General features: G+C 63.3%; 19 protein-coding genes and 1 tRNA gene. 15 read left to right on the forward strand and 5 right to left on the reverse strand.

Going from position 1 to position 23,697, the window contains the following annotated elements; translation table 11 throughout:
• Nucleotides 1-103: 103 nt before the first annotated feature.
• The 3 genes from PI87_RS10990 to PI87_RS11000 all read left to right on the forward strand — a co-directional run bounded on the left by PI87_RS10990 (nt 104) and on the right by PI87_RS11000 (nt 3,375).
• Nucleotides 104-1,429, forward strand: coding sequence for an NAD(P)/FAD-dependent oxidoreductase (locus PI87_RS10990; protein WP_039597737.1), 1,326 nt, complete (start codon nt 104-106; stop codon nt 1,427-1,429).
• A gap of 105 nt (nt 1,430-1,534) precedes the next feature.
• Nucleotides 1,535-2,413 carry a dienelactone hydrolase family protein gene (locus tag PI87_RS10995; RefSeq protein WP_039597738.1) on the forward strand — a complete coding sequence of 293 codons (879 nt, stop codon included), beginning with the start codon at nt 1,535-1,537 and terminating at the stop codon, nt 2,411-2,413.
• 155 nt (nt 2,414-2,568) lie between these two features.
• The gene (locus PI87_RS11000; RefSeq protein WP_039597739.1) at nt 2,569-3,375 is read left to right on the forward strand and encodes a ZIP family metal transporter; all 807 of its coding nucleotides are present in this window, start codon (nt 2,569-2,571) and stop codon (nt 3,373-3,375) included.
• A 68-nt stretch (nt 3,376-3,443) separates the two neighbouring features.
• Here the strand turns inward: PI87_RS11000 and PI87_RS11005 are convergent, their stop codons facing one another.
• From PI87_RS11005 to PI87_RS11015, 3 genes are all read right to left on the reverse strand, one after another.
• The gene (locus PI87_RS11005) at nt 3,444-4,331 is read right to left on the reverse strand and encodes a sulfurtransferase (protein WP_039597740.1); all 888 of its coding nucleotides are present in this window, start codon (nt 4,329-4,331) and stop codon (nt 3,444-3,446) included.
• A 29-nt stretch (nt 4,332-4,360) separates the two neighbouring features.
• Nucleotides 4,361-5,275, reverse strand: a complete 915-nt coding sequence (locus PI87_RS11010; RefSeq protein ID WP_442965487.1) for a DMT family transporter — start codon at nt 5,273-5,275, stop codon at nt 4,361-4,363.
• 171 nt (nt 5,276-5,446) lie between these two features.
• Nucleotides 5,447-6,544: an aromatic ring-hydroxylating oxygenase subunit alpha gene (locus PI87_RS11015; RefSeq protein WP_039597742.1), complete on the reverse strand. Its 1,098-nt coding sequence runs from the start codon at nt 6,542-6,544 to the stop codon at nt 5,447-5,449.
• A 425-nt stretch (nt 6,545-6,969) separates the two neighbouring features.
• Between PI87_RS11015 and PI87_RS11020 the strand changes: the two genes are divergently transcribed.
• The 4 genes from PI87_RS11020 (at nt 6,970) to folE2 (ending at nt 11,167) form a co-directional block, all read left to right on the forward strand.
• Nucleotides 6,970-7,257, forward strand: a complete 288-nt coding sequence (locus PI87_RS11020; RefSeq protein WP_039597743.1) for an exodeoxyribonuclease VII small subunit — start codon at nt 6,970-6,972, stop codon at nt 7,255-7,257.
• On the forward strand, nt 7,254-8,153 hold the full coding sequence (locus PI87_RS11025) for a polyprenyl synthetase family protein (protein ID WP_039597744.1): 900 nt from the start codon (nt 7,254-7,256) through the stop codon (nt 8,151-8,153). The genes PI87_RS11020 and PI87_RS11025 overlap by 4 nt, the downstream gene beginning before the upstream one ends.
• Nucleotides 8,154-8,209: 56 nt before the next feature.
• On the forward strand, nt 8,210-10,120 hold the full coding sequence (gene dxs, locus PI87_RS11030; protein WP_039597745.1) for a 1-deoxy-D-xylulose-5-phosphate synthase: 1,911 nt from the start codon (nt 8,210-8,212) through the stop codon (nt 10,118-10,120).
• A gap of 243 nt (nt 10,121-10,363) precedes the next feature.
• The gene (gene folE2 / locus PI87_RS11035) at nt 10,364-11,167 is read left to right on the forward strand and encodes a GTP cyclohydrolase FolE2 (RefSeq protein WP_039597746.1); all 804 of its coding nucleotides are present in this window, start codon (nt 10,364-10,366) and stop codon (nt 11,165-11,167) included.
• A 149-nt stretch (nt 11,168-11,316) separates the two neighbouring features.
• Here folE2 and tsaD read toward each other — a convergent pair whose 3' ends face one another.
• Nucleotides 11,317-12,360 carry a tRNA (adenosine(37)-N6)-threonylcarbamoyltransferase complex transferase subunit TsaD gene (tsaD, locus tag PI87_RS11040; RefSeq protein WP_039597747.1) on the reverse strand — a complete coding sequence of 348 codons (1,044 nt, stop codon included), beginning with the start codon at nt 12,358-12,360 and terminating at the stop codon, nt 11,317-11,319.
• Between the two features lie 90 nt (nt 12,361-12,450).
• On the opposite strand from tsaD, the gene PI87_RS11045 reads away from it, so the two are divergent.
• The 3 genes from PI87_RS11045 (at nt 12,451) to dnaG (ending at nt 16,086) form a co-directional block, all read left to right on the forward strand.
• Entirely contained in the window at nt 12,451-13,674 is a 1,224-nt protein-coding gene (locus PI87_RS11045; RefSeq protein WP_039597748.1) for an NAD(P)/FAD-dependent oxidoreductase, read from the forward strand.
• A gap of 122 nt (nt 13,675-13,796) precedes the next feature.
• Nucleotides 13,797-14,246, forward strand: coding sequence for a GatB/YqeY domain-containing protein (locus PI87_RS11050; protein WP_039597749.1), 450 nt, complete (start codon nt 13,797-13,799; stop codon nt 14,244-14,246).
• A gap of 40 nt (nt 14,247-14,286) precedes the next feature.
• On the forward strand, nt 14,287-16,086 hold the full coding sequence (gene dnaG, locus PI87_RS11055; protein ID WP_039597750.1) for a DNA primase: 1,800 nt from the start codon (nt 14,287-14,289) through the stop codon (nt 16,084-16,086).
• Between the two features lie 115 nt (nt 16,087-16,201).
• On the opposite strand, the gene PI87_RS29565 is transcribed toward dnaG, so the two are convergent.
• On the reverse strand, nt 16,202-16,675 hold the full coding sequence (locus tag PI87_RS29565; RefSeq protein WP_232313974.1) for a hypothetical protein: 474 nt from the start codon (nt 16,673-16,675) through the stop codon (nt 16,202-16,204).
• On the opposite strand from PI87_RS29565, the gene rpoD reads away from it, so the two are divergent.
• From rpoD to PI87_RS11080, 5 genes are all read left to right on the forward strand, one after another.
• Nucleotides 16,641-18,899, forward strand: coding sequence for an RNA polymerase sigma factor RpoD (gene rpoD / locus PI87_RS11060; protein WP_232313975.1), 2,259 nt, complete (start codon nt 16,641-16,643; stop codon nt 18,897-18,899). The two genes, PI87_RS29565 and rpoD, sit on opposite strands and share 35 nt — an antisense overlap.
• Nucleotides 18,900-19,010: 111 nt before the next feature.
• Nucleotides 19,011-19,089 (forward strand) — tRNA-Ile (locus PI87_RS11065).
• 694 nt (nt 19,090-19,783) lie between these two features.
• Nucleotides 19,784-21,382 (forward strand): DUF2957 domain-containing protein, encoded by a 1,599-nt coding sequence (locus PI87_RS11070; protein ID WP_039597751.1) that lies wholly within the window; start codon nt 19,784-19,786, stop codon nt 21,380-21,382.
• Nucleotides 21,383-21,467: 85 nt separating this feature from the next.
• On the forward strand, nt 21,468-22,727 hold the full coding sequence (locus PI87_RS11075; RefSeq protein WP_039597752.1) for a DUF2957 domain-containing protein: 1,260 nt from the start codon (nt 21,468-21,470) through the stop codon (nt 22,725-22,727).
• An 86-nt stretch (nt 22,728-22,813) separates the two neighbouring features.
• On the forward strand, nt 22,814-23,638 hold the full coding sequence (locus tag PI87_RS11080) for an OmpW/AlkL family protein (protein WP_039597753.1): 825 nt from the start codon (nt 22,814-22,816) through the stop codon (nt 23,636-23,638).
• The last annotated feature ends 59 nt before the right edge of the window (nt 23,639-23,697 follow it).

A 23,697-nucleotide genomic window follows, 5' to 3' on the forward strand; every position in this document is an offset into this window, starting at 1 on the left:
TGTCATATCTGCCCGCCTGGGGTTGCGGCGGGTTTTGCAATGCAGCAGACTGCATCTGAACGATGATGTGATCGCAAAGATTCAAAGGCTTCAGGAGAACGATATGGCAGGGCAGGCGGATGGCGCGGGCGGACCGCGCATCGTAGTGGTCGGCGGCGGTGCTGGCGGATTGGAACTGGCAACGCGCCTGGGCGACAAGCTCGGCAAGCGGGGCGCTGCGCAGGTCGTGCTGGTGGATCGCAACCCGACCCATATCTGGAAGCCGCTGCTGCACGAAGTCGCCGCCGGCAGCATGGACCCGAATACCCACCAGCTCGAATACGCGGCACAGGCGCGCTGGCACGGCTTCGAGTTCCAGCAGGGCGAACTGAAGGGGCTCGATCGCGCTGCTAAGACCATCACCGTTTCCGGTTTTGTCGATGCCGACGGCACCGAGGTGCTGCCTGAGCGCGACATTCCGTACGACACCTTGGTGCTGTCCATCGGTAGCGTGACGCATTTCTTCGGGGTGCCAGGCACGGCCGAACACGCTATCGCGCTGGACACCGCATGGCAGGCTGAGCGCTTCCGCCGCAAGCTCATTTCCGCATGCATGCGTGCGCAGAACCGCGTGGGCGATGCCCGCCCGCAGGTGGACATCGCCATCGTCGGTGCGGGTGCCACGGGTGTGGAACTGTCGGCCGAACTGCGCAACACGGCGCACGTGCTGGCCGCGTATGGCCTGCACAAGATGGATCCGCGCCACGACATCCGTATCCACCTGATCGAGGGTGGCCCGCGCATTCTGCCGGTGCTCAAGGAGCGCATTTCGGCCGCGACCACTGAGTTGCTGCACAAGCTCGACGTCGACGTCATCACAAGCGAGCGCGTGACCGAGGTGACGGCCAATGCGGTCAACACTGCGAGCGGCAAGTCCATCCCGGCCGATCTGACCGTATGGGCGGCAGGCATCCGCGCGCCGTCGGTGCTGGGGGACCTTGGGTTGCCTGTCAACAAGCTGGGGCAGGTGGTCGTGTCGCGCACGCTGCAGGTGGAAGGCGACGATTCGATCTATGCCTTTGGCGACTGCGCAAGCTGCCCGTGGCCCGAGGCGTCGACCAGTGTTCCGCCGCGCGCGCAGGCTGCCCACCAGCAGGCCACCTACTTGTTCAACGCGCTGCGCAGCCGTCTGGACGGCAGGCCGGTCGGGCCGTTCGCGTTCAAGGATCTGGGTTCGCTGGTGTCGCTCGGTCACTTCAGCGCGGTCGGCAGCCTGATGGGCGGGCTGATCGGTGGCTCGATGTTCATCGAAGGCCTCATGGCGCGGCTCATGTACACGTCGCTGTATCGCATGCACGTGCTGGCGCTGCATGGCTGGGTACGCATGGCGCTCGACACGGTCACGCACTGGCTGCGCAGCAAGACGAATCCGCGCGTCAAGCTGCACTGATCTCCACACCGTGTTGCACGGCGCTGTGCTCGGCACCGATGCCCCTGCTTCGGTAGACTAGCTGCTTCGTTCACCATCACCGCCTTCGGGCGCTAGGAGAGTGCGATGCAGCTGGATGCGGAAGTGGAGTGTCTGGTGCCGGGCCGCAGCTTTGACCGCCGCGGCTTCATGAAGACGGCGCTGGGTTCGGCATTTGCGGCAGCAGTGCTGCCCGTGTCGGCACAGACCATCAAGACGGACTTCAATGGTCTGACGGCGGGCGAGGTGATCGTGTCCGTCGGCGATTTCAAGATGCCCGCCTACCGTGCTCAACCCGAAGGCAAGACCAAGCTGCCGGTGGTGATTGTCGTCAGCGAGATCTTCGGCGTGCATGAGTACATCGCCGATGTCTGCCGGCGCTTTGCCAAGCTCGGCTACCTGGCCATCGCACCCGAGTTGTTCGTACGCCAGGGCGACCCGCGTGCCTACGGCACGGTTCAGGAAACCGTTGCCAACGTGGTTTCCAAGGTGCCGGATGCCCAGGTGGCAGGAGATTTGGATGCCACGATCGCTTGGGCCAAGGAGAACGGTGGCGATCCGGCGCGTATCGGTATCACCGGTTTCTGCTGGGGCGGGCGCCAGGTCTGGCTGGCCGCCGAGCGCAACCCGGACATCAAGGCGGCTGTCGTCTGGTACGGACCACTGAAAGGCAGCCCGACACCGCTGCAGCCGAGCGCCCCGATCGACCAGGTGAATGACCTGAAAGCACCAGTACTGGGCCTATACGGCGCGAAGGACACCGTCATCACGGAGGATGCCCGGGACGCTTTGAAGGAGGCGTTGGCGAAGTCCAGGAATCCGAAGGCACGCGCGTCGCGCATCATCGTCTACCCGAATTCCGGCCACGCGTTCCATGCCGACTACCGGCCCAGCTATGTGAAGGCCGATGCCGAAGACGGCTGGAAGAAGTGCCTCGCTTGGTTCAAAGACCACGGCGTCGAGTAAGCGCTTCGCGCATCGCACTACAAAGGCCCCACGCGGGCCTTTTGTTTTTGGGCTGCGCTGGCAAAGGTTCACAAAGGGGCATACAATGCGCTTCTTCTTGCAACTCTGTTGCGTTTATCGGCGTTAGCAGCATCACCTGTGGCGCCACGCTCGGCATGACCCTCGATACCACCCTGTTAGGCATTCTTCTGGCGACCGCGCTGTCCGGCATCGGCAGCATGGCGGGCGCTGCCGTGCTGTCGCTCACTGTGCTGTCGCGCGTGGTCGATCGCATGGTCAGTTTCTCGGTCGGGGTGCTGCTGGCGACGTCGTTGTTGCACTCGCTGCCCGAGGCCTTTGAGGCGCATCACGGCATCGAGCCGAACACGCATGCGCTGTTCGCCACGCTGCTGGCCGGTCTACTGGGTTTCTTCCTGCTCGAGAAGGTCTCGCTGTTGCGCCACTCGCACCACCACGAGGGCGACGGGCACGGCCATCATCACGGACACGATCGTCAGGAAGCCGGCCGTAGCGGCATGATGATCCTGGTGGGCGACGGCCTGCACAATTTCTCCGATGGCATCGTCATTGCCGCCGCGTTTCTGGCGGATACGAAAGTCGGTATCGTCACCGCACTGGCGATCGCCGCGCACGAGATCCCGCAGGAGATCGGCGACTTCATGGTGCTGCTCAACGCCGGTTTCTCGAAGACGCGCGCGTTCGTCTACAACCTGATCTGCAGCGTCTGTGCGCTGGTGGGGGCGGTGCTCGGCTACTACCTGCTGGATCGCCTGACGTCATGGATTCCATATGTGCTGGTGGTGGCCTCCAGCAGCTTCATCTATATCGCCGTGTGTGATCTGATGCCGCAGATGAAGCGTCGGCCACGCAAGCAGGAATCCGCGATCCAGGTTGCGCTGATTGCGGCGGGTGTCGCGATGATCTTCCTGCTGACCAATGGCCTGCATGGTCACGCACACTGAGGCAGTGTTCTCGCCCAACAAAAGAGCCCGGTTTATGCCGGGCTTTTTGCTGCGCGGGAGATGCGTGGTTACGGATTCGGCCCCGTCGCCACCGGGCGTGCCGGGTCGCTGCACCATTCGCTCCACGAGCCGGCGTAGAGGGCGGCGCCGGTCAGGCCAGCAACCTCCATGGCGAGTGCGTTGTGGCAGGCGGTCACGCCCGAGCCGCATTGCAGCATCGCATCGGCGGGTTTGGCGTCAGCCAGCACAGCGGCAAAGTCAGCGCGCAATTGCTCGGCCGGCTTGAAGGTGCCGTCGGCCCGCAGGTTGTCGCGGAAGAAGCGGTTGCGTGCACCAGGGATGTGGCCGCCGACTGGGTCCAGCGTTTCGTTCTCGCCGCGGTAGCGGTCGGGGGCGCGGGCGTCGATGATGGGTTTGTCGGCATGCCCGAGGTACTTCTGCACGATGTCGGCATTTACCAGCGACGCGAGCGATGGCTTGCGCGTCAGGTTGCCGGGCGTGGCGCTGAGCTGCGGCTCGTCGGGCACGATCTTGTTGACCGGGTAGTGTGCGGCCTCCCACGCTTGCAGGCCGCCGTCCAGCACCGCCACATCTGCATGGCCCACCCAGCGCAGCAGCCACCACAGCCGCGCAGCGTACATGCTGCCCTGGCGGTCGTAGGCGACGACTTGCGTATCGTCGTTCACGCCCAGCGCGCGCAGGCGTGCGACCAGCGCATCGGCGTCGGGCAGCGGGTGGCGGCCGTTGGTGCCGGTCTTGGGGCCGGACAGCTCGTTGTCCAGGTGCAGGTAGAACGCACCCGGAATATGGCTGGCGCGGTACGCGTCGCGCCCGGCCGCCGGATTGGCGAGGTCAAAGCTGCAATCGACGATGACCAGGTGGTCCGGCGCGCTTTGCTGCAGCGCGGCCAGTTGCGGGGCGGTCATCAGGGTGGCGTAGCGAGCGCGTTCGCTCATATCAGCAATCTCCAGGGATCGGCTAGCAATCAAACTTCCGGGTGAATCTCGGCTTCCGGTCCGGACACGGCAGTCTGCGGGGTCGGATGCTCGGCGCCCGACTGGCGGGCACGCATGACGGTGGTGACGATACCGCTGCCGATGATCAGGGCCATGCCCAGCCACGACAGCGCGTTCAGGTGATCACTCCACAGCAACATGCCCCAACCGCTCGCAAAGACGATGCCGGTGTATTGCAGGTTAGCAGTCAGCAGCGTGTTGCCGCGCTTGTAGGCGCGCGTCATGGCGGTCTGGCCCAGCGTGGCCAACAGGCCCACCGCCAACAGCAGCCCAGCGGTATGCCACGTATGCGCCTGCATGCCGCCGATCAGCATCCACACGCCACCGGCGATTGCACTGATCAGCGAGAAATAGAACACGATGCGCGCCTCGTTCTCGCCCAGGTCGCCAAGCTGGCGGACCTCCACATAAGCGAGGGCGGTGAACACGCCCGACACCAGCCCCACCATGCCGCCAGCAAGCTGTGACGACCCCACGCCCACGCTCGGCTGCAGCAGGCAGATCACGCCGACGAACGACATCAGGATCGCCACCACCATCTTGCGGTCCGCGCCGCCAGTCTTGCCGGCCATCGCTGCGCCTGCACCGATGATCAGCGCAATCCACACCGGCGACATGTAGTTCAGCGTCATGGCCGTTGCCAGGGGCAGCAGGCTGATGGAGGTGAACCACAGCAGCAGCGAGGTCACCCCAAACACGCTGCGCTTGATATGCGACGTGAGATACGGCGTGCGAATGCCCGCGCCCGTCTTGGCCAGGATGGCACCCATCACGATCATGCCGATCACGCTGCGGTAGAAGACGATCTCGCCCGTGCTGTAGTGCGCCGAGGCGAGCTTCACGCACACGCCCATCGCCGAGAAGGCGAATGCGGCAAGAATCATCCACAACGATTGGCGGGACGAGTTGTCGGCCGTCTGGGCGGTCGTTTGAACAGCGATGGTGGTATCGGCGGACATGGCGAGGGCGGGGCAAAAAAAACGGTGCAGGCCACGGGGGCTGCACCGTTCGTATTGTGACGCGGAAGGCGGCGGATGCCTACGGTCGACAGTCCGTTAGTAGCTCATCACGCGCCGATACCACTCGTGGAAGTGCTGCATGCCGTCTTCCATGGGCGACTGGTAGGGGCCGACTTCGCTGACGCCGCGCTTCATCAGCGCCAGGCGTCCGGCGTCCATGCGCTCTGCAATCTCGTCGTCCTCGATGCAGGTTTCCATGTAGGCGGCGCGCTCGGCCTCGACGAACTCGCGCTCGAACAGGACGATCTCTTCCGGGTAGTAAAACTCCACAACGTTGCGCGTCTTGGTCGGGCCCAGCGGATGCAGCGTCGAGACCACCAGCACGTTCGGGTACCACTCGACCATCACGTTCGGGTAGTACGTGAGCCACACCGCGCCGTACTTGGGCATCTCGCCGTTGTTGAAGCGCAGGACGGCATCGTGCCACTTCTGGTACGCCGGCGTGCCCGGTTTGCGCAAATTGGCGTGGATGCCGACCGTCTGCACGCTGTGCCACTCGCCGAATTCCCATTCCAGGTCGTCACACGAGACGAACTGGCCGAGGCCTGGGTGGAAGGGCACGACGTGGTAGTCCTCGAGGTATACCTCGATGAAGGTCTTCCAGTTGTAGTTGCAGTCGTGCACCTCGACGTGGTCGAGCATGTAGCCGGAGAAGTCGAGATCGCGCGCCACGCCCAGGCGGGCGAGGTCTTCGCGCACGTCGCGCTTGCCCTCGAACAGCAGGCCGTTCCAGTTCTGCAGCGGCGAGCGCGACAAGTGCGCGCACGGCTGCTTCTCGAAGTGCGGCGCGCCCAGCAGGTCACCCTTGAGGTCGTACGTCCAGCGATGCAGCGGGCAGACGATGTTCTGGGCATTGCCGCGCCCATTGAGCATGATTGCCTGCCGATGCCGGCACACGTTGGAGAGCAGTTCGACGCCGTTCGGATTGCGCACCAGCACGCGGCCTTCGGCCTCGGCGGCAAGCGTGTGATAGTCGCCAACCTCGGGGACCATCAGTTCATGGCCGACGTAACCGGGGCCATGCTTGAACAGACGTTCGATTTCTGTTTGATACAGCGCCTCGTCAAAGTAAGCAGAGACGGGCAGCTGGGTTTCAGACGGCACTAGCTTGAGTGCAGCGCTGAGATTGGACATTATCCCCACTCCCAATAACGGTGAAAGTAGTGAACAACCCAACCATCGAAAAATTCGACGAAAAATTCGATTTGGGACAGGACGCCATCGGCAGGTGGCCTAGGGTCTGTTGAGATAGGAAACGAGCGCCTGCTGGCCCCCGCTTGGGCCTGCGACCATACGTTTTTGGGCCAACAGACCCAAACCATCGTACGGAACGGCATGCGCCGGCCCGGCCTTTGGAGGAAAGGGGGCGATTGTACCCCAGGGGATTTGATAAGTCCCTGATTTTCGGCATCTTTCGGCCGCCAGTCAGAGGGTTGTCAGCCGGATGAACCCGCTGCACATGACCGCAAACCGCTGCCCGGCGCCTTGCGTGATGTGCGCAGAACGCACGCGGAATTGCCGTAAAATGTCAGATTGTCCTTTTCTGATTCGCAACCGGCATGCCCCGTGCCCCTGGCGTTGCTTCAAGCGACGCGTCCGCCTCCCCATCCGCCACGCCGGCTTCTTATGAAGCGGCCATGGCCGAACTCGAAACCCTCGTTGCCAGCATGGAATCGGGGGAACTGCCGCTGGAGGCCTCACTTGCGGCGTATCGCCGCGGGGCCGAGCTGGTCAAGTATTGCCAGCAGGTGCTGGAACGCGTCGAGCAGCAGGTTCGCGTGCTTGACGGCGAGGCCCTGAAACCGTTGTCCGACGACAGCAACACGAACGAGCAGGGCGACGCATGAGCGATTTCGCCCAATGGATGACGTCCGTGGTCGCACGGACGGAAACCGCGCTGGAGCGCGCCCTGCCGGTCGAAACCGTGGTGCCGCAACGCCTGCACGCCGCCATGCGCTACGCCACGCTGGGCGCCGGCAAGCGCGTGCGCCCGCTGCTGGCCCATGCCGCCGGTGCACTGGGCGAGGCATCGCCCGAAGCACTCGATGGCGTGAGCTGCGCGGTGGAGATGATCCACGCCTATTCGCTGGTGCACGACGACATGCCTTGCATGGACGACGACGACTTGCGCCGTGGCCGCCCCACCGTGCATCGCGCCTATGATGAAGCGACGGCGCTGCTGGTGGGTGATGCGCTGCAGACACAGGCTTTTATCGTCCTGGCTGAATTGGGCTCGGTGAGCCCGGCGACCCGCGCGGTGCTGGTAGGTGAGTTGGCGCGTGCATCCGGTTCGCTGGGTATGGCGGGTGGCCAGGCGATCGATCTGCAGAGTGTCGGCATTGCGCTGTCGCAAGACGAACTGGAAGCGATGCACCGCATGAAGACTGGTGCGCTGCTGCGCGCGAGCCTGCGTATGGGCGCGCTGTGTGCTGAGGTGAATGCCGAGGCTCTGGAGCAGGTGGATGCCTATGCGAGTGCCGTTGGCCTGGCGTTCCAGGTGGTTGACGACATCCTCGACGTGACGGCCGATACCGCCACGCTGGGCAAGACCGCCGGCAAGGACGAGGCCAACGACAAGCCGACCTACGTGTCCATCCTCGGGTTGGACAAGGCCCGGGCGCTCGCCGACGAGCTGCACGCCGCAGCGGGTGCGGCGGTTGCACAGCTTGCCCTAGCATTGGGCGAAGCACGCACTGTCCGGTTGGTCGAGATGGCCGACCTGATCGTGCGGCGTGGCCACTGAACAACATTGCGTTGGGAATAGAGCCCAACGCCAAAACGCCTGAGCGGCGGTCCCACATGACGTACGAACTTCTCAACACCATCGACGATCCGGCCGACCTGCGCCGACTGGACCGCCGCCAGCTCGGCCCCCTGGCCAGCGAGCTGCGCGCCTTCGTGCTCGATTCCGTCTCGCAGACGGGCGGCCACCTGTCGTCGAACCTGGGCACGGTCGAGCTGACCATCGCGCTGCACTATGTCTTCAACACGCCCGAAGACCGCATCGTGTGGGATGTCGGCCACCAGAGCTATCCGCACAAGATCCTCACCGGCCGCCGCGAGCAGATGGGGTCGCTGCGCCAGTTGGATGGCATTTCCGGCTTCCCGCGTCGCAGCGAGAGCCCATATGACACGTTTGGCACGGCGCACTCGTCCACGTCGATTTCCGCGGCGCTGGGCATGGCCCTGGGCGCCAAGACCAACGGTGAAGACCGCGTCGCCATTGCCGTGATCGGCGATGGTGCCATGACCGCAGGCATGGCTTTCGAAGCCATGAACAACGCGGGCATCTACAAGAATCTGCCGTTGTTGGTGGTGCTCAACGACAACGACATGTCGATCTCGCCGCCGGTGGGGGCGCTGAATCGTTACTTTGCGCGCTTGATGAGCGGGCAGTTCTACGCCGCTACCAAGAAGGGCGTGGAGAAGCTGCTGTCGGTGGCGCCGCCGGTGCTCGAGTTCGCCAAGCGTTTCGAAGAGCACGCCAAGGGCATGCTGGTGCCGGCCACGATGTTTGAGGAGTTCGGCTTCAACTACATCGGCCCGATTGACGGACACGATCTCGAATCGCTGGTGCCGACGCTGCAGAACATCCGCCGGCGTGCGCTGGAAGGCGGTGGCCCGCAGTTCCTGCACGTGGTCACCAAGAAGGGCCAGGGCTACAAGCTGGCCGAGGCCGACCCGATCCTCTATCACGGCCCCGGCAAGTTCAATCCGCAAGAGGGCATCAAGCCCGCTGCGCGCCCGGCGAAGGTGACGTACACGCAGGTGTTTGGCAACTGGCTGTGCGACATGGCTGCGGCCGACAAGCGTCTGGTCGGTATCACGCCCGCCATGCGTGAAGGCTCGGGCATGGTGGAGTTCGAGCAGCGTTTCCCGGATCGTTACTACGACGTGGGCATTGCCGAGCAGCACGCTGTCACGTTTGCCGCCGGCCTGGCGTGTGAGGGTCTGAAGCCCGTCGTCGCCATCTACTCGACGTTCCTGCAGCGCGGCTATGACCAGTTGATCCACGATGTGGCGCTGCAGAATCTGCCGGTGGTGTTTGCGCTAGATCGTGCTGGCTTAGTCGGAGCGGACGGTGCGACGCACGCCGGTGCATACGATATTGCGTACCTGCGCTGCATCCCGAACATGATGGTGATGACGCCCGCGGACGAGAACGAATGCCGCCAGCTTCTGAGCACAGCCTTCGCGCAGGATTGCCCGACGGCGGTGCGCTATCCGCGTGGTGCCGGCACGGGTGTGGTGGTGCAGCCGACGCTGGAGCCGTTGCCCTTGGGCAAGGCCGAAGTGCGTCGCACGTCAACGGCCCCGGTGGGCCAGCGTGTAGCGATCCTGGCATTCGGCTCGATGGTTGCTCCGGCTGCGGCCGCTGCGGAGCGTCTGGACGCTACGGTCGTCAACATGCGCTTCGTTAAGCCGCTGGATGTGGCGTGTGTGCTGGAGATGGCGCGTACGCACGACTACGTGGTCACGGTGGAAGAGGGCTGCGTGATGGGCGGTGCTGGTAGTGCCTGCGTGGAAGCGTTGGTCGCGGCCGGTGTCGCAACGCCTGTGCTGCAACTGGGCTTGCCCGACCGCTTTGTCGATCACGGAGACCACGCTGCGCTGCTGACGCAATGCGGGCTCGATGCCAACGGCATCCTCGCGTCCATTCGCGAGCGCTTCGACGTACAGCCGCGCGCCGCCGCGCCGCGTGTGGCCTAAAGCACTTTTAGTAATAGGCAGAATCAATCACCCGCATTGCATCTGCGGGTTTGAGTAGTTGACTGCAGAGGTAGGAAATTTCCCTTACACTCCGCCAGTCCAATTTGTAAATTGTGTGCGCAGTCGCGGGATGGGTTGATTCGATCACTTGAGGGGTGGTCTCGGTCAGTCAGGTTCCGCGGTTTCACACTCGTTGCGTACCGGCCGACTGCGATGGCCGGGCGACCGTAAAGGAAACCGATCATGAACGATATGAACCCGGCTTTTGCGATGCCGGATGTGCAGGCCAGCCACGACACCCGTCAGATCCCGATCCAACGCGTGGGCGTGCGTGGTGTGCGTTACCCGATGTCGCTGCAGACCCCGTCGGGCGTGCAGAACACCGTCGGCACCTACAACCTCGATGTGCACCTGCCTGCCGACCAAAAGGGCACGCACATGTCGCGCTTCGTCGCGCTGCTTGAAGAAGAGCGTGAGCCGCTGAATCTGGCGCAATTCCAGCTGCTGCTGGAAAAGATGCTGGAGAAGCTCGAAGCCGACGCCGGCCGCATCGAAGTCCACTTCCCGTATTTCGTCAGCAAGACAGCCCCGGTGTCGGGTGTGCAGTCGCTGATGGACTACGAAGTGACGATGATCGGCGAAGTGCGCGACGGCCACACCAAGGTCCGCGTCAAGGCGCTGGTGCCCGTGACGAGCCTGTGCCCGTGCTCGAAGAAGATCTCGCAGTACGGCGCGCACAACCAGCGCTCGCACATCACGATCGACGCTGAGCTGGCTGCTGACACGCCGGTCGAGTCGCTGATTCGCATGGCCGAAGAAGAAGCTTCGTGCGAACTGTGGGGCCTGCTCAAGCGTCCGGACGAGAAGTTCGTGACCGAGCGTGCATACGAAAACCCGAAGTTCGTGGAAGACCTGGTGCGCGACATCGCCATGCGCCTGAACCAGGACGACCGCATCGTCGCCTACACGCTGGAAGCCGAGAACTTCGAGTCGATCCACAACCACAGCGCGTATGCGCTGATCGAGCGCGACAAGCGCCTCGACTGAGGAAACGCCGCAAACCTACTGCGCGCGCCGATCTTGCTGCTGCGATGCTCACCGTACCCATGTACGGTTGCGCTTCTCGGACCAACCTCGACGCGCTCGCTACGGTTTGCGTCGTTCCCTCAAAAAAACCGCTCAATTGAGCGGTTTTTTTATGCCTGTCGGATACGAATGTCTTCGAGATCCCAGCGTGGTGTGACGCCGTAACCGTAGCCGTCCTGCACCTGCATCGGGTCGGCTTGCAGTCGCATGGCGCCGGCAAAGGCGATCATCGCGCCGTTGTCGGTGCAGAACTGCAGATCGGGGTAGTAGACGCGCAGGCCGCGCTTCTTGCCCTCGGCGTTCAGGCCTTCGCGCAACTGGCGGTTGGCGCCTACGCCGCCGGCCACGACGATGCGCTTCAAACCATGCTCGCGTGCGGCGCGCAGCGTCTTCTTGACGAGCACCTCGACGATGGCATCGACGAAGGCGCGGGCCAGGTCGGCGCGCGGCTGGTAGCAGGCCTCGCTGTCAGTCAGGTTGAGCTTACGCACCTGCGTGAGCACGGCAGTTTTGAGGCCCGCGAACGAGAAATCGAAATTGCCCGAATGCAGCATCGGACGAGGCAGGTCGAACACGCCCGGGTTGCCGAATTCAGCCAGACGCGAGACAGCCGGGCCACCGGGGTAGCCGAGGCCGAGCAGCTTGGCGGTCTTGTCAAAGGCTTCGCCGGCGGCGTCGTCCAGCGTCTCGCCGAGCAGCGTGTACTGACCAACCGCATCGACGCGCATCAACTGCGTATGCCCGCCCGATACCAGCAACGCCAGGAACGGAAACGCCGGACGCTCCGCTTCCAGCAGCGGAGAGAGCAAATGCCCCTCCAGGTGATGCACGCCTACCAGCGGCTTGCCCAGCGCAAACGCCAGCGCATTGGCTACCGAGGCACCGACCAGCAGCGCGCCGGCCAGCCCCGGGCCTTTCGTATAAGCGATGGCGTCGATGTCCGCACGCGTGGCGCCAGCCTTGCCGAGAACCTCTTCCAGCAGCGGAATCACGCGGCGGATGTGATCGCGCGAGGCTAGCTCGGGCACCACGCCGCCGTACTCGCGGTGCATGGCGATCTGCGAATAGAGCGCGTGCGCGCGCAGGCCAGCCGCCGTGTCGTACAGGGCGACACCGGTTTCGTCACAGGAAGATTCGATGCCGAGGACCAGCATGGCGTGTGAGGGAAGAAATCCGTAGGAAGGCGCCGAAGATAGCACAAGCTAAAATGCGCGGTTTTCAAGCATAGAGGCGGCGCAACGATCATGATGCGGTGCGATGTAGCGGTGATCGGCGCGGGCGCGGCCGGGATGATGTGCGCGGCGGTGGCGGGGCAGCGCGGCGCGCGCGTGGTACTGATCGACCACGCGACGAAGCTGGCCGAGAAGATCCGTATCTCCGGCGGCGGGCGCTGTAACTTCACCAACGTCAATGCGGCGCCGGGCAACTACCTGTCGAACAACCCGCATTTCTGCCGCTCGGCGTTGGCGCGGTACACGGCGCAGGATTTCATCAGCCTCGTCTCCAGCTACCGCATTCCGTATCACGAGAAGCACAAGGGCCAGCTCTTCTGCGACGACAGTGCGGAAGACATCATCCGCATGCTCGAAGCCGAGTGCGAGAAGGGCAACGTGATCTGGCGCGCCGGCTGCTCGATCGCCGAGGTCAGCAAGGACGACGAGGCCTACCGGCTGTCGACCAGCGCGGGCGAGATCGTTGCGAGCAAGCTGGTGATTGCCACGGGCGGTCTGTCCATCCCCAAGATCGGCGCGACGGATTTCGGGTATCGCATTGCGCGGCAGTTCGGGCTGAAGATTGTCGAGACGCATCCGGCACTGGTGCCGCTCACGTTCAACGCCGAGCATTGGGCGCCGTTCTCGGCGCTATCGGGTGTGTCGATGGAAGTGGATGTGGCGGTTGCGCAGCCAGCGGGCAAAGGCGGGCGGAAAGGTGGCGCCACGACCTTCCGCGAGGATTTGCTGCTCACGCACCGCGGGCTGTCTGGTCCGGGTGTGCTGCAGATTTCCAGTTTCTGGAATTCGGGCCAGCCGCTCACCATCGACCTGCTGCCGGACACCGACGCCGCGCAGTGGCTGTGCGACGAGAAGTCCGGCTCACGCAAGCAGCTCGGGACGGTGCTGGCGCAGCGCCTGCCGGAACGCGTCGCGCAGGCCTGGTGCGCTACACACGGCGCCAACCCGCACGCGCCGATTGCCGAGATGCAGGACAAGCTGCTGCGCACGCTGGGCGGCGCGCTCAATCGCTGGGAACTGACGCCCTCCGGCAGCGAAGGCTATCGCAAGGCCGAAGTCACACGCGGCGGGGTCGACACGCGCGCACTGTCGTCGGCCACCATGGAGGCGCAATCTGCACCCGGCCTGTACTTCATCGGCGAGGTGGTCGACGTGACGGGCTGGCTCGGCGGCTACAACTTCCAATGGGCATGGGCTTCGGCTGTTGCGGCAGGGGAGGCCGCAACAGCCCGCTGACCCCCTACCGATCGGGCCAAGACCGTCTCGGTTCTGTGCTACGATCAATGATCCACTTTTCCAAGTTTGCAACCCGCTGGGCCAGCCGCCCGAGCGGGTTTTGCTGTTTATCGGAGTTCGGAATGTCATTGAAGGCACAGATCACGGAAGACATGAAGGCAGCCATGCGCGCCAAGGAAATGGATCGTCTCGGCACGATCCGCCTGCTGCAGGCCGCCATCAAACAGCGTGAGGTCGATGAGCGCATCGAGCTGGATGACGCTGCCGTGCTGGCCGTGGTCGACAAGATGATCAAGCAGCGCAAGGATTCCATCACCGCGTTCCAGCAGGCCAACCGTGAGGATCTGGCCGCCAAGGAAGCTGCTGAAATCACCGTGCTGCAGGTCTACATGCCGGCGCAACTGTCGGACGCCGAGGTCGACGCCGCTGTGCGTGACGCCGTGGCCAAGGCCGGTGCCGCCGGCCCGCAGGACATGGGCAAGGTGATGGGCATCCTCAAGCCGGCCCTGGCTGGCCGCGCCGACATGACGCAAGTTTCGGCCCGCGTGAAGGCTGCCCTGTCCGGCGCCTGAGCCTCCTCAACCTCCTGCTTTACCAGAGGGCGCACCCCGCGTGATCCCGCAGCCGTTCATTGACGACCTGCTCAACCGCGTCGATATCGTCGACGTGGTGGGCCGTTACGTGCAATTGAAGAAGGGCGGCGCCAACTTCATGGGGCTGTGCCCGTTCCATAACGAGAAGTCGCCATCGTTCTCGGTGTCGCCCACCAAGCAGTTCTATCACTGCTTCGGCTGTGGCGCGCACGGCTCGGCCATCGGCTTCCTGATGGAGTTTTCCGGGCTGTCGTACGTCGAGGCCATCAAGGACCTCGCGCAGTCCGTCGGCATGGTGGTGCCCGAGGAACGCGGTGGACTGCCACCTGCCGCCCGCGCTGAACAGCAAGCCAAGACGGTCGCGCTAGGCGACGTGATGGCCCGCGCCTGCGACCACTACCGCAAGCAACTGCGCAGCGCCACCAACGCCATTCAGTACCTCAAGGGCCGCGGCCTGACCGGCGAGATCGCCGCGCACTTCGGCCTCGGCTATGCGCCGGACGACTGGCAATCGCTCGAAGGCGTGTTCGGCCCGTACCGCGAAGACGCTACCGCCGCGCCGCTCATCGAGGCCGGCCTCGTCATCGAAAGCGAGAAGACCGCCGCCGACGGCACGCACCGCCGTTACGACCGCTTCCGCGATCGCATCATGTTCCCCATCCGCAATACCAAGGGCGTCGTGATCGGCTTTGGTGGCCGGGTGCTGGGGCAGGGCGAGCCGAAGTACCTCAACTCGCCCGAGACGCCGCTGTTCAGCAAGGGCACCGAGCTGTACGGTCTGTTCGAGGCGCGCAACGCCATCCGCGAGTTCGACTACGTGCTGGTCGTGGAAGGCTACATGGACGTCGTTGCGCTGGCGCAGCTCGGGTTTGCCAATGCGGTGGCGACGCTCGGCACGGCCTGCACGCCGATCCACGTGCAGAAGCTGTTGCGGCAGGTCGATACCGTCATCTTCTCGTTTGACGGGGATTCCGCCGGGCGCCGCGCCGCGCGCCGCGCGCTCGAAGCCTGCCTGCCGCACGCTACCGATAACAAGACGATCAAATTCCTGTTCCTGCCGACCGAGCACGATCCGGATAGCTTCGTGCGCGAAGAGGGAACCGAAGCCTTCGCCCGCGAAGTGCACAACGCGATGCCGCTGTCGCGCTTCCTGCTGCAGGCCGTGACCGAAGACCTCGACCTGCGCCAGCCCGAAGGCCGCGCCCGTGCCCAGTACGAGGCCAAGCCGCTGTTGACGGCCATGCCGTCCGGCGGCCTGCGTCTGCAGATCGTGCGCGGCCTGGCCGACATGACCGGCACCACACCCGCCGACATCGAAGCCCTATGCGGCCTGCGCAGTGACCCTGCCCAGGCTGGCCGCATGACGCAGAAGCGCCCGCGTGTGGCGCGTACCGCACCAACCGCGCTGGAGCAAAAACTGCTGCGCCTATTGATGCGCTATCCCGCCCTGGCCGCTCGCCTTGATGCGGATGCGCGCGCCCAGTTGACAGCGCCGGAATTGCCCCAAGGTGAGGTACTGGCAGGGCTGCTGGCCGAGTGCGATGCGGCGAGCCCTGAAATGCACTTTGGCGCCTTCGTCGAGCGCCTCGGCCAGACGGCATATGCCGACGCCTTCGCCGGACTACGCGTGACCGTGCTCGAAGACGACATCGAGCTAGAGCCGGCCACCATGGAATTCGATAGCGCTGTGCAAAAGATGCTTCTTGCGTCGCACAAGCGCGAGCTTGAAATGTTGCTACGCAAGGTGGAAAGCGGCCACGCCGACGATGACGATAGAGAGCGCATGCGTTGGCTGTTGAGCGAGACTAGCCGCCGGTAGCTCGTGTAGAGCACACGTCCCAGTACAAACCCAACTGGGGCGGGCAATTGCGGGTAGCCCCTTGATTTTTCAGGCGAAAACCCGATTTTCGTTTAGACCGGCTGGGTCTGGCGTGCTAGAATAGCCGGTTTGGATTGCAATACCTTTTTCCCATTTTTGGGGGAGTGAGCGTGCCCATGGTGAAGGTGAAGACCTCCGCGAAGGCCGGTTCCAAGGCCAGTCCTGCTTCTGTTTCTGCCACGCGATCCTCATCGGCGCGCGGCGCTGGAGGAGGAAAAACCACAGCGGGAACGGCGAAAGTCGCGAATGGTCGGACCCATATAGGGCAGGCGGGATCGACAGGAGTTAAGGCCACTGCGCCGGCAAAGACGGGGAAAACCCAGCCGCGCCAGACCGCCGATATCACCGTCGCCGCCAAGACTGTCAAACCGACAGCGCGCACGAAGGGCGCGATCCAATCTTCAACCTCAGGCAAGGTCTCGACGTCGATGAGCACGAGCGCCAGACCTGGCGGCACAGCCGCTTCCGTCGCACTCAAGGGCAAGACAACCACCGTGGCGAAATCGAAAGCAACCGAAGTCGAGAGCAAGCAGACCCCTGCCAGCGCAGGCGCAACCAAGACGGGTACCGCTCGTACCAGCACCGCAGCCAAGCCAGCCAAGGCAACCGCGGAAGACACCAAGCGCACCGCCCAGGCAGAGGCCACCCCCACAACTCCTCCTGCGCCCCAAGCCGTGGCAGCAGCCGAGCCCAAAAAGCGCGGCCGCAAGCCCAAGGCAGAAACGCAGGCAGACGATGACAGCAGCACGGACGTGACTGAAGAATTTGACACCCCCGCCGCTCCGGCACCGAAAACCGACAAGCTGAAGGCCCGTGACCGCAAGGCCAAGGAAAAAGCCCTGCTCAAGGAGTTCGCTGCCTCGCAGCAAGGCGGTTCGGAAGAAGAGCTGGAAGCCCGCCGCCAGAAGCTCAAGGCGCTGATCAAGCTGGGCAAATCGCGCGGCTACCTGACCTACGCCGAAATCAACGACCACCTTCCCGACGACATGGTCGACGTGGAGTCGCTGGAAACGTTGGTCGCCACGCTCAACGACATCGGCGTTGCCGTGTACGAGCAGGCTCCGGACGCTGAAACGCTGCTCCTGAACGACAACGCGCCTTCCGTGACCACGGAAGAAGAGGCGGAAGAAGAAGCCGAAGCCGCGCTGTCGACGGTTGACTCCGAATTCGGCCGCACGACCGACCCGGTGCGTATGTACATGCGCGAGATGGGTACGGTCGAGCTGCTGACGCGCGAAGGCGAAATCGTGATCGCCAAGCGCATCGAAGCCGGCCTGAAGGACATGGTCATGGCCATCTCGGCCTGCCCGGTCACCATCTCTGAAATTCTCGCCATGGGCGAGCGCGTCGCCAACGACGAAGCCAAGATCGACGAGTACATCGACGGTCTGATCGACCCGAACGCTGAAGCCGATGCAGCTGCCGCTGCCGAGGAAGAAGAGGAGTTCGAGGAAGAAGAGGCCGAAGAAGAAGGCGACGAAGAGGAAGACGAGGACGATGAAGGCGCTGGCGCTGCTGCAGCTTCGGCCCGTCAACTCGAAGAGCTCAAGCAGGCTGCGCTGGTCAAGTTTGGCGTGATCGCCGACCAGTTCGACAAGATGCGTCGTGCGTTCGAGAAGGAAGGCTACAAGTCCAAGTCTTACGTGAAGGCGCAGGAAGCCATCCAGGCTGAACTGATGTGCATCCGCTTCACGGCACGCAACGTCGAGCGCCTGTGCGACACGCTGCGCGGTCAGGTGGACGAAGTGCGCAAGCTCGAGCGTGCCATCCTGAACATCGTGGTCGACAAGTGCGGCATGCCGCGTGGCGACTTCGTTTCGCGCTTCCCGGGCAACGAGACCAATCTCAAGTGGATCGAGACCGTGGTCGCCGATGGCAAGCCGTACAGCATCATCGTTGAGCGTAACGTGCCGGCCGTGCACGAACTGCAGCAGAAGCTGATCGACCTGCAGGCACGCGTGGTGCTGCCGCTGACCGAGCTGAAGGACGTCAACCGCAAGATGTCGGAAGGCGAGCGTCGTGCGCGCGAAGCCAAGCGCGAGATGACCGAGGCCAACCTGCGTCTGGTGATCTCGATCGCCAAGAAGTACACGAACCGCGGTCTGCAGTTCCTCGACCTGATCCAGGAAGGCAACATCGGCCTGATGAAGGCGGTGGACAAGTTCGAATACCGTCGCGGCTACAAGTTCTCGACGTACGCCACGTGGTGGATTCGTCAGGCCATCACGCGTTCGATCGCCGATCAGGCGCGCACCATCCGGATTCCGGTGCACATGATCGAAACGATCAACAAGATGAACCGCATCTCGCGTCAGATCCTGCAGGAAACCGGCAACGAGCCGGATCCGGCAACGCTGGCCGAGAAGATGGAGATGCCGGAAGACAAGATCCGCAAGATCATGAAGATCGCCAAGGAACCGATCTCCATGGAAACGCCGATCGGTGACGACGACGACTCCCATCTGGGCGACTTCATCGAGGATACGAACACGCTGGCCCCGGCCGAAGCTGCACTGCATGGCTCCATGCGCGGTGTTGTGAAGGACGTGCTCGACTCGCTGACGCCGCGCGAAGCCAAGGTGCTGCGCATGCGCTTCGGTATCGAGATGAGCACCGACCACACGCTGGAAGAAGTGGGCAAGCAGTTTGACGTGACGCGTGAGCGTATCCGCCAGATCGAAGCCAAGGCGCTGCGCAAGCTGCGTCACCCGAGCCGCTCGGACAAGCTGAAGAGCTTCCTGGAAGGTAGCTGATTGATGCCCGAAGGTGGGTTTCAACCCACTTTCGAGTAAAATCGCACACATGGCCCGGCCTAACCCGCCGGGTCAATTTTTTGTCGGTTGCCTGTTCAGGCGCCGCTCTTTGGGCCTCTAGCTCATGCTTGGTTAGAGCAGCGGACTCATAATCCGTTGGTGCCGGGTTCGACTCCCGGGGGGCCCACCATTCTTTCTCCCGATTTGCGCAAATCTTTCTGTCGAACAGCTTTCAATTACTTTGCGCAAAGCTGTATCGGGACTGATTTTTGCTGGCGCATATATCCCGAGAAATATATCCGTTTCGACATAATTCGATATATCTCGCACTGCACGACATTGCCCCACGAACGAGGGGGGGAGTTTAAAACACTTCAAACGAAACGAATTCATTCCCTCGTTTGAAATGCGGCCAAATGGCGCCGCGCCTGCTTGCGCGAGGCATTGCAGGCAATGTTTTGAATGAAATCTCTATTTACTTCATACTCTGTGCAGACCATAGTGGCACGCATAACGACAAGTAAATAGCCAGTAGCGTACCCTTCGGAGACACAGGATGTTACGCATTCAAAACGGGCCTTTCCAGCATTCCGCTTCTGCGCGTGCCCACGCGCGTCACCGCCATCGCCATCATCGCAGCGAGCCGGGTTTCCCGCGTTAGCTGCAACACCCCGACTGGTTTTGACATCGGCACCCAACCGATTAGCGCGTTACGCGAGTTAACGCACGCGACAAAACACGTCCGTCGTTTCTATTGATTTGCAGGATTGACTTGCCGCCATGGCAGGTCGTGCGCTGTCGGCCGTCGTACGCCGACAGGCGGGGGTATTGGCCGGCATTTTCCGGCAAAAACACAACAAGTTTCAGAACGTGAGGAGACAACCATGGGTAGTCGACGTCATCTTTTTGTTGTCATGGCAACCAGTTGCATAGTCGCGATGCCGTTCATCGGCGGATGCGGCGGTGCAGACGATCCGGGCTCGTCAAACGTTGCGCAGTGCTCGGGTAGCTCTTGTCCGCCGAGCGGGCTAAACACGACGCCAACCACGCCGACGAGCCTGTGCCCGGCCGCGCTGGACTACACGACTACCTACACCGGTGGCTCGGGTAGCGGCGAATACATCAAGGTCAAGTTTGATACGAGCAAGAACACGTATCAGATGCAGTTCGTCGAATCGTCGGTGCCGACCTCGGCAGGGCAGGTGAACAACACGCGCAAGGGGCTGACCATCAACGGCAACTTCGTGCACCCGACCAACCTGCCGACGCCCGAGCAGAACCGCTGCGCCTTCGTGCTGCAGTCGGGCAAGACGGCGGACAACAGCTACGCGATCACCGTCAACCCGCAAGACCCGCCGACGCTGTTCGTTGGACAGGGCATTGTGGGCGGCGGCATTCCGGGCGCGACGATCCAGTTCAATGGCATCACTGTGGCTCCGGGTTTCCCTCCCATTGGCGCGGTGCCTTCGCGCACGTTCGATTTCTATCCGTTCCTGGGCTTCTCGCAAACGGTGACGGACTTCACGCAGGTGGCTGGACACTACAACGAAGTCGGCGTACACGTGACGCCCACGGGCTCGGCCAACCAGACCACGGGACCGCAAGGCTGGGAACCCGATGCCGTCAACTGGACGCAGACGTTGAATGCAAACGGCACGTGCACGGCTGAGGGCATCGACTACTCGTGCCGTACGACCGGCACGCCGTGGACGCTGCGTCAGAACACCGATGGTTCGCAGGACAACGTGTTTGTCAGCAATCCAGTGGCTGCCAATGCGCCGTATGCGTACGTCGGCCAGGTCACGCCGCTGATCATCCTGGCGCCGAGCCAGGCCAAGGGGATCCTGATTGCCGGCAAGCTCAACGGGCAAGTGGTGCCGGTGGTGATCCGCGTCGGCTATTCGCACAGCGATCCGGCCAACTTGCTGGCGTCCGTGGGCGATGACCAGATCGGCATCTCGATCCTGACACCCGTGACGACGATTCCCACCAATGCGCTGGCTGGCGGCTATATCGGTGCGACCAGCGCGTCGGCGTGCGGGCTGGTGACCTCCAACGGTGCGACTACCAACATCGGTGGCTACAACGGCATCAACAGCAACATTCCCCACCCGGAGCTTTCCGGCAGCTATACCGGCGGCATCTACCACGCGTGGGCGGGCAATTGCAGTGACGGCACCGCTGTCTCCACGCTGGCCGCCAACTACACGTCAACGTTGTTCCAGAACGGCACCGCAGCCTTCATCAACCCGTTCAACTCGCGTGTGACGGCGCAGTTCTCGCTCGACTACACGCAAGCCTCGCCGGGCAAGTTGCTCGTTACCGCGCAGAACGACTTCAACGCGCAGGGTGCCAGCGGCAACGTCGCGCTGTTCAAGGCGGGCGACAAGGGTGTCGCGGTCAAGGTGGGCAATGTGTACGCAATGCTCATGAACAACAACAAGTACAACCCGTTCTTCACGGTCGGCGCGTTCGTCCAGTGAGGCACGCAGCAACGAAACCACATGCGGCGGTGCGCACGAGGCGTGCGCGCCGCCGCAGCTGAACAACAACATGGAGGAGACGCAAATGCAATGGCGTAAATGGCTGGTCGTGTTGGCGTGCGCACCGATGGTGACCGCGTGTGGTGGTGGTGGAGATGATCCGCCGGCCCCGGTGATCCAGCGCCTGTGTCCGCAGGCGATCGACTACAACACCGTCTTCACGGGCGGCTCAGGTTCGGGCGAACTGGTGAAGGTACAGCTCGACACCACCAAGATGACGTATCAGATCACGTATCTGGCCTCGCCGATTCCGGTGACGACGGGTACGGTGGGCCCCACGCGTGATACCGCACCGAACAACGTGCAGAGCGGCACCCTCTCGCAGGAAACGGCGCTGCCGACTGAGAAGCTCAACCAGTGCGCGTTCCGCCTGAACAACGCGAGCCTCGATGCAAGCCGGCCGGCGCGTTTCTTCCTGGGGCAAGGTGTGTTGGGTGGCACGATTCCTGGGGCGACGATCCAGTTCGACGGCATCGTCGGCGTGGGCAAGATTCCGCAGACCACGTTCCCGTACTACCCGTTCATCAGCTTCTCGAGCACCGAGACGGACCTGACCAAGATCGCGGGCAACTACAACCAGCTGGGCTACCACCAGGTGCCGTCGCAGAGCTTCTCGCAACAGGCAGTCGATGCGCGTTTCACCATCAACGCGGACGGCACCTATACCGAGTGCGACAACCTGGGCGTGAAGAACGGCGGGGCCTGTCTGACCTCCAGCGCGACGGTCAACCAGAAGCTCACGCTACGCGCCGACTCGTCTGCCTTCACCACGCTGAATTACCAGCCGCAGGTGCCGGCCACGTTGTCGTCGCTCGACCCGAGCAAGGCGGGCAAGGGCGTGCTGATCGTGGGCAAGCTGTACAACCAGCTCGTGCCGATCTTCATTCGCGTGGGTGCGGCCAACTCGAATCTGACTGCCGGCCCGCCGGTGGCTGATGACGAGTCTGGTATCTCGTTCCTGGCGCCGGTGGTCAACGTCGCACTGGATTCGCAGAACGGCGAATACACCGGCGTGGACAGCACGTTCAACTACCGCGCCACCGCGCTGATGGGTGCTCAGGCCACGATGCTCGACCCGTTCAACGCGTCGCAGGTGGCGCTGACACGTCCGCTGAATCTGGACTTCACGCAAACGGTGCCCGGCGTGATCCGCACCACGCAGACGAGCGCTCCGGCCGGCTCGGCTCCGACCGGCAAGCTGATCTTCACCGGCAAGACCTTCGGCTTCCTGGACATGAGCGATACGAAGAACCCGTACTTCACCGTGGGCGCCTTCGTGCAGTGACGTTTCCGGAATAACACGCCACGGGGCGCGGCTCGTATCACGCAGATGCGCGCCGCTCCCTGCTCAGAACAACAGGAGGAAGCATCATGAAACAACTGACTGTCGCATTGGTGGTGGCCTGCGCATCCGCGGGTGCCATGGCGCAGCAGGCCGGTGACAACGTGGCAACGGTGGGCTGGTTCCACATCATGCCGCAGGACTCGAGCAACAACCTGACCACCAGCGTGATCAACGCGCCGATCAATGATCCGCTGCGCTTGCCCGGTAGCTTTACGTCGCCCAACAGCGGGCTGCGCGTGAGCAACGCCAACACGCTGGGTATCACGCTGACGCACTTCTTTACCGACAACATTGCGCTGACCACCATCGCTGGCGTGCCGCCCGAATTCAAGCTGACGGGGCATGGCGTGATTCGTGCGCCCGGGCCGGCAGGCGCGCTCGGTCACGTCGATCTGGACGACCCGTCCAACCAGCCCGCTGTGCGCAAGGCACGTCAATGGAGCCCGGGGGTCATCCTGCAGTACTACTTCGGGCACGCGCAATCGAAGTTCCGCCCGTTCGTGGGCGCGGGTGTGGTCTACAGCTTCTTCACCAACATCGAGCTGAACCCGAACTTCGCGGCGGCGGTGAATCGGGAGCTGGGCAGCGTGCTGGCGGCAGGGGCCGGCAAGCCGGGGCCGACGTATGTGGAAGGCAAGTCGTCGGCGTCGTGGTCGGCGATCTTCAACCTGGGTGCGAGCTACGCCATCAACGATCGCTGGTCATTGACGGCCACGGTGTCGTACCTGCCGCTCAAGACAGAGGCGGCCACCGTCATCAAGGCGGCGGATGGCTCCACGCTGGCCACCACAAAAACCACGCTCAAGGCCAATCCGATCATCACGTTCGTTGGGGTGTCGTACAAGTTTTAGCCGGGCGTCGGCTGTCTGCGCCTGGCTAATTGGCGCGGCGTGAACCGAGCGGGAACCGG

This window comes from Ralstonia sp. A12, from assembly GCF_000801955.1.
Classification (GTDB): domain Bacteria; phylum Pseudomonadota; class Gammaproteobacteria; order Burkholderiales; family Burkholderiaceae; genus Ralstonia.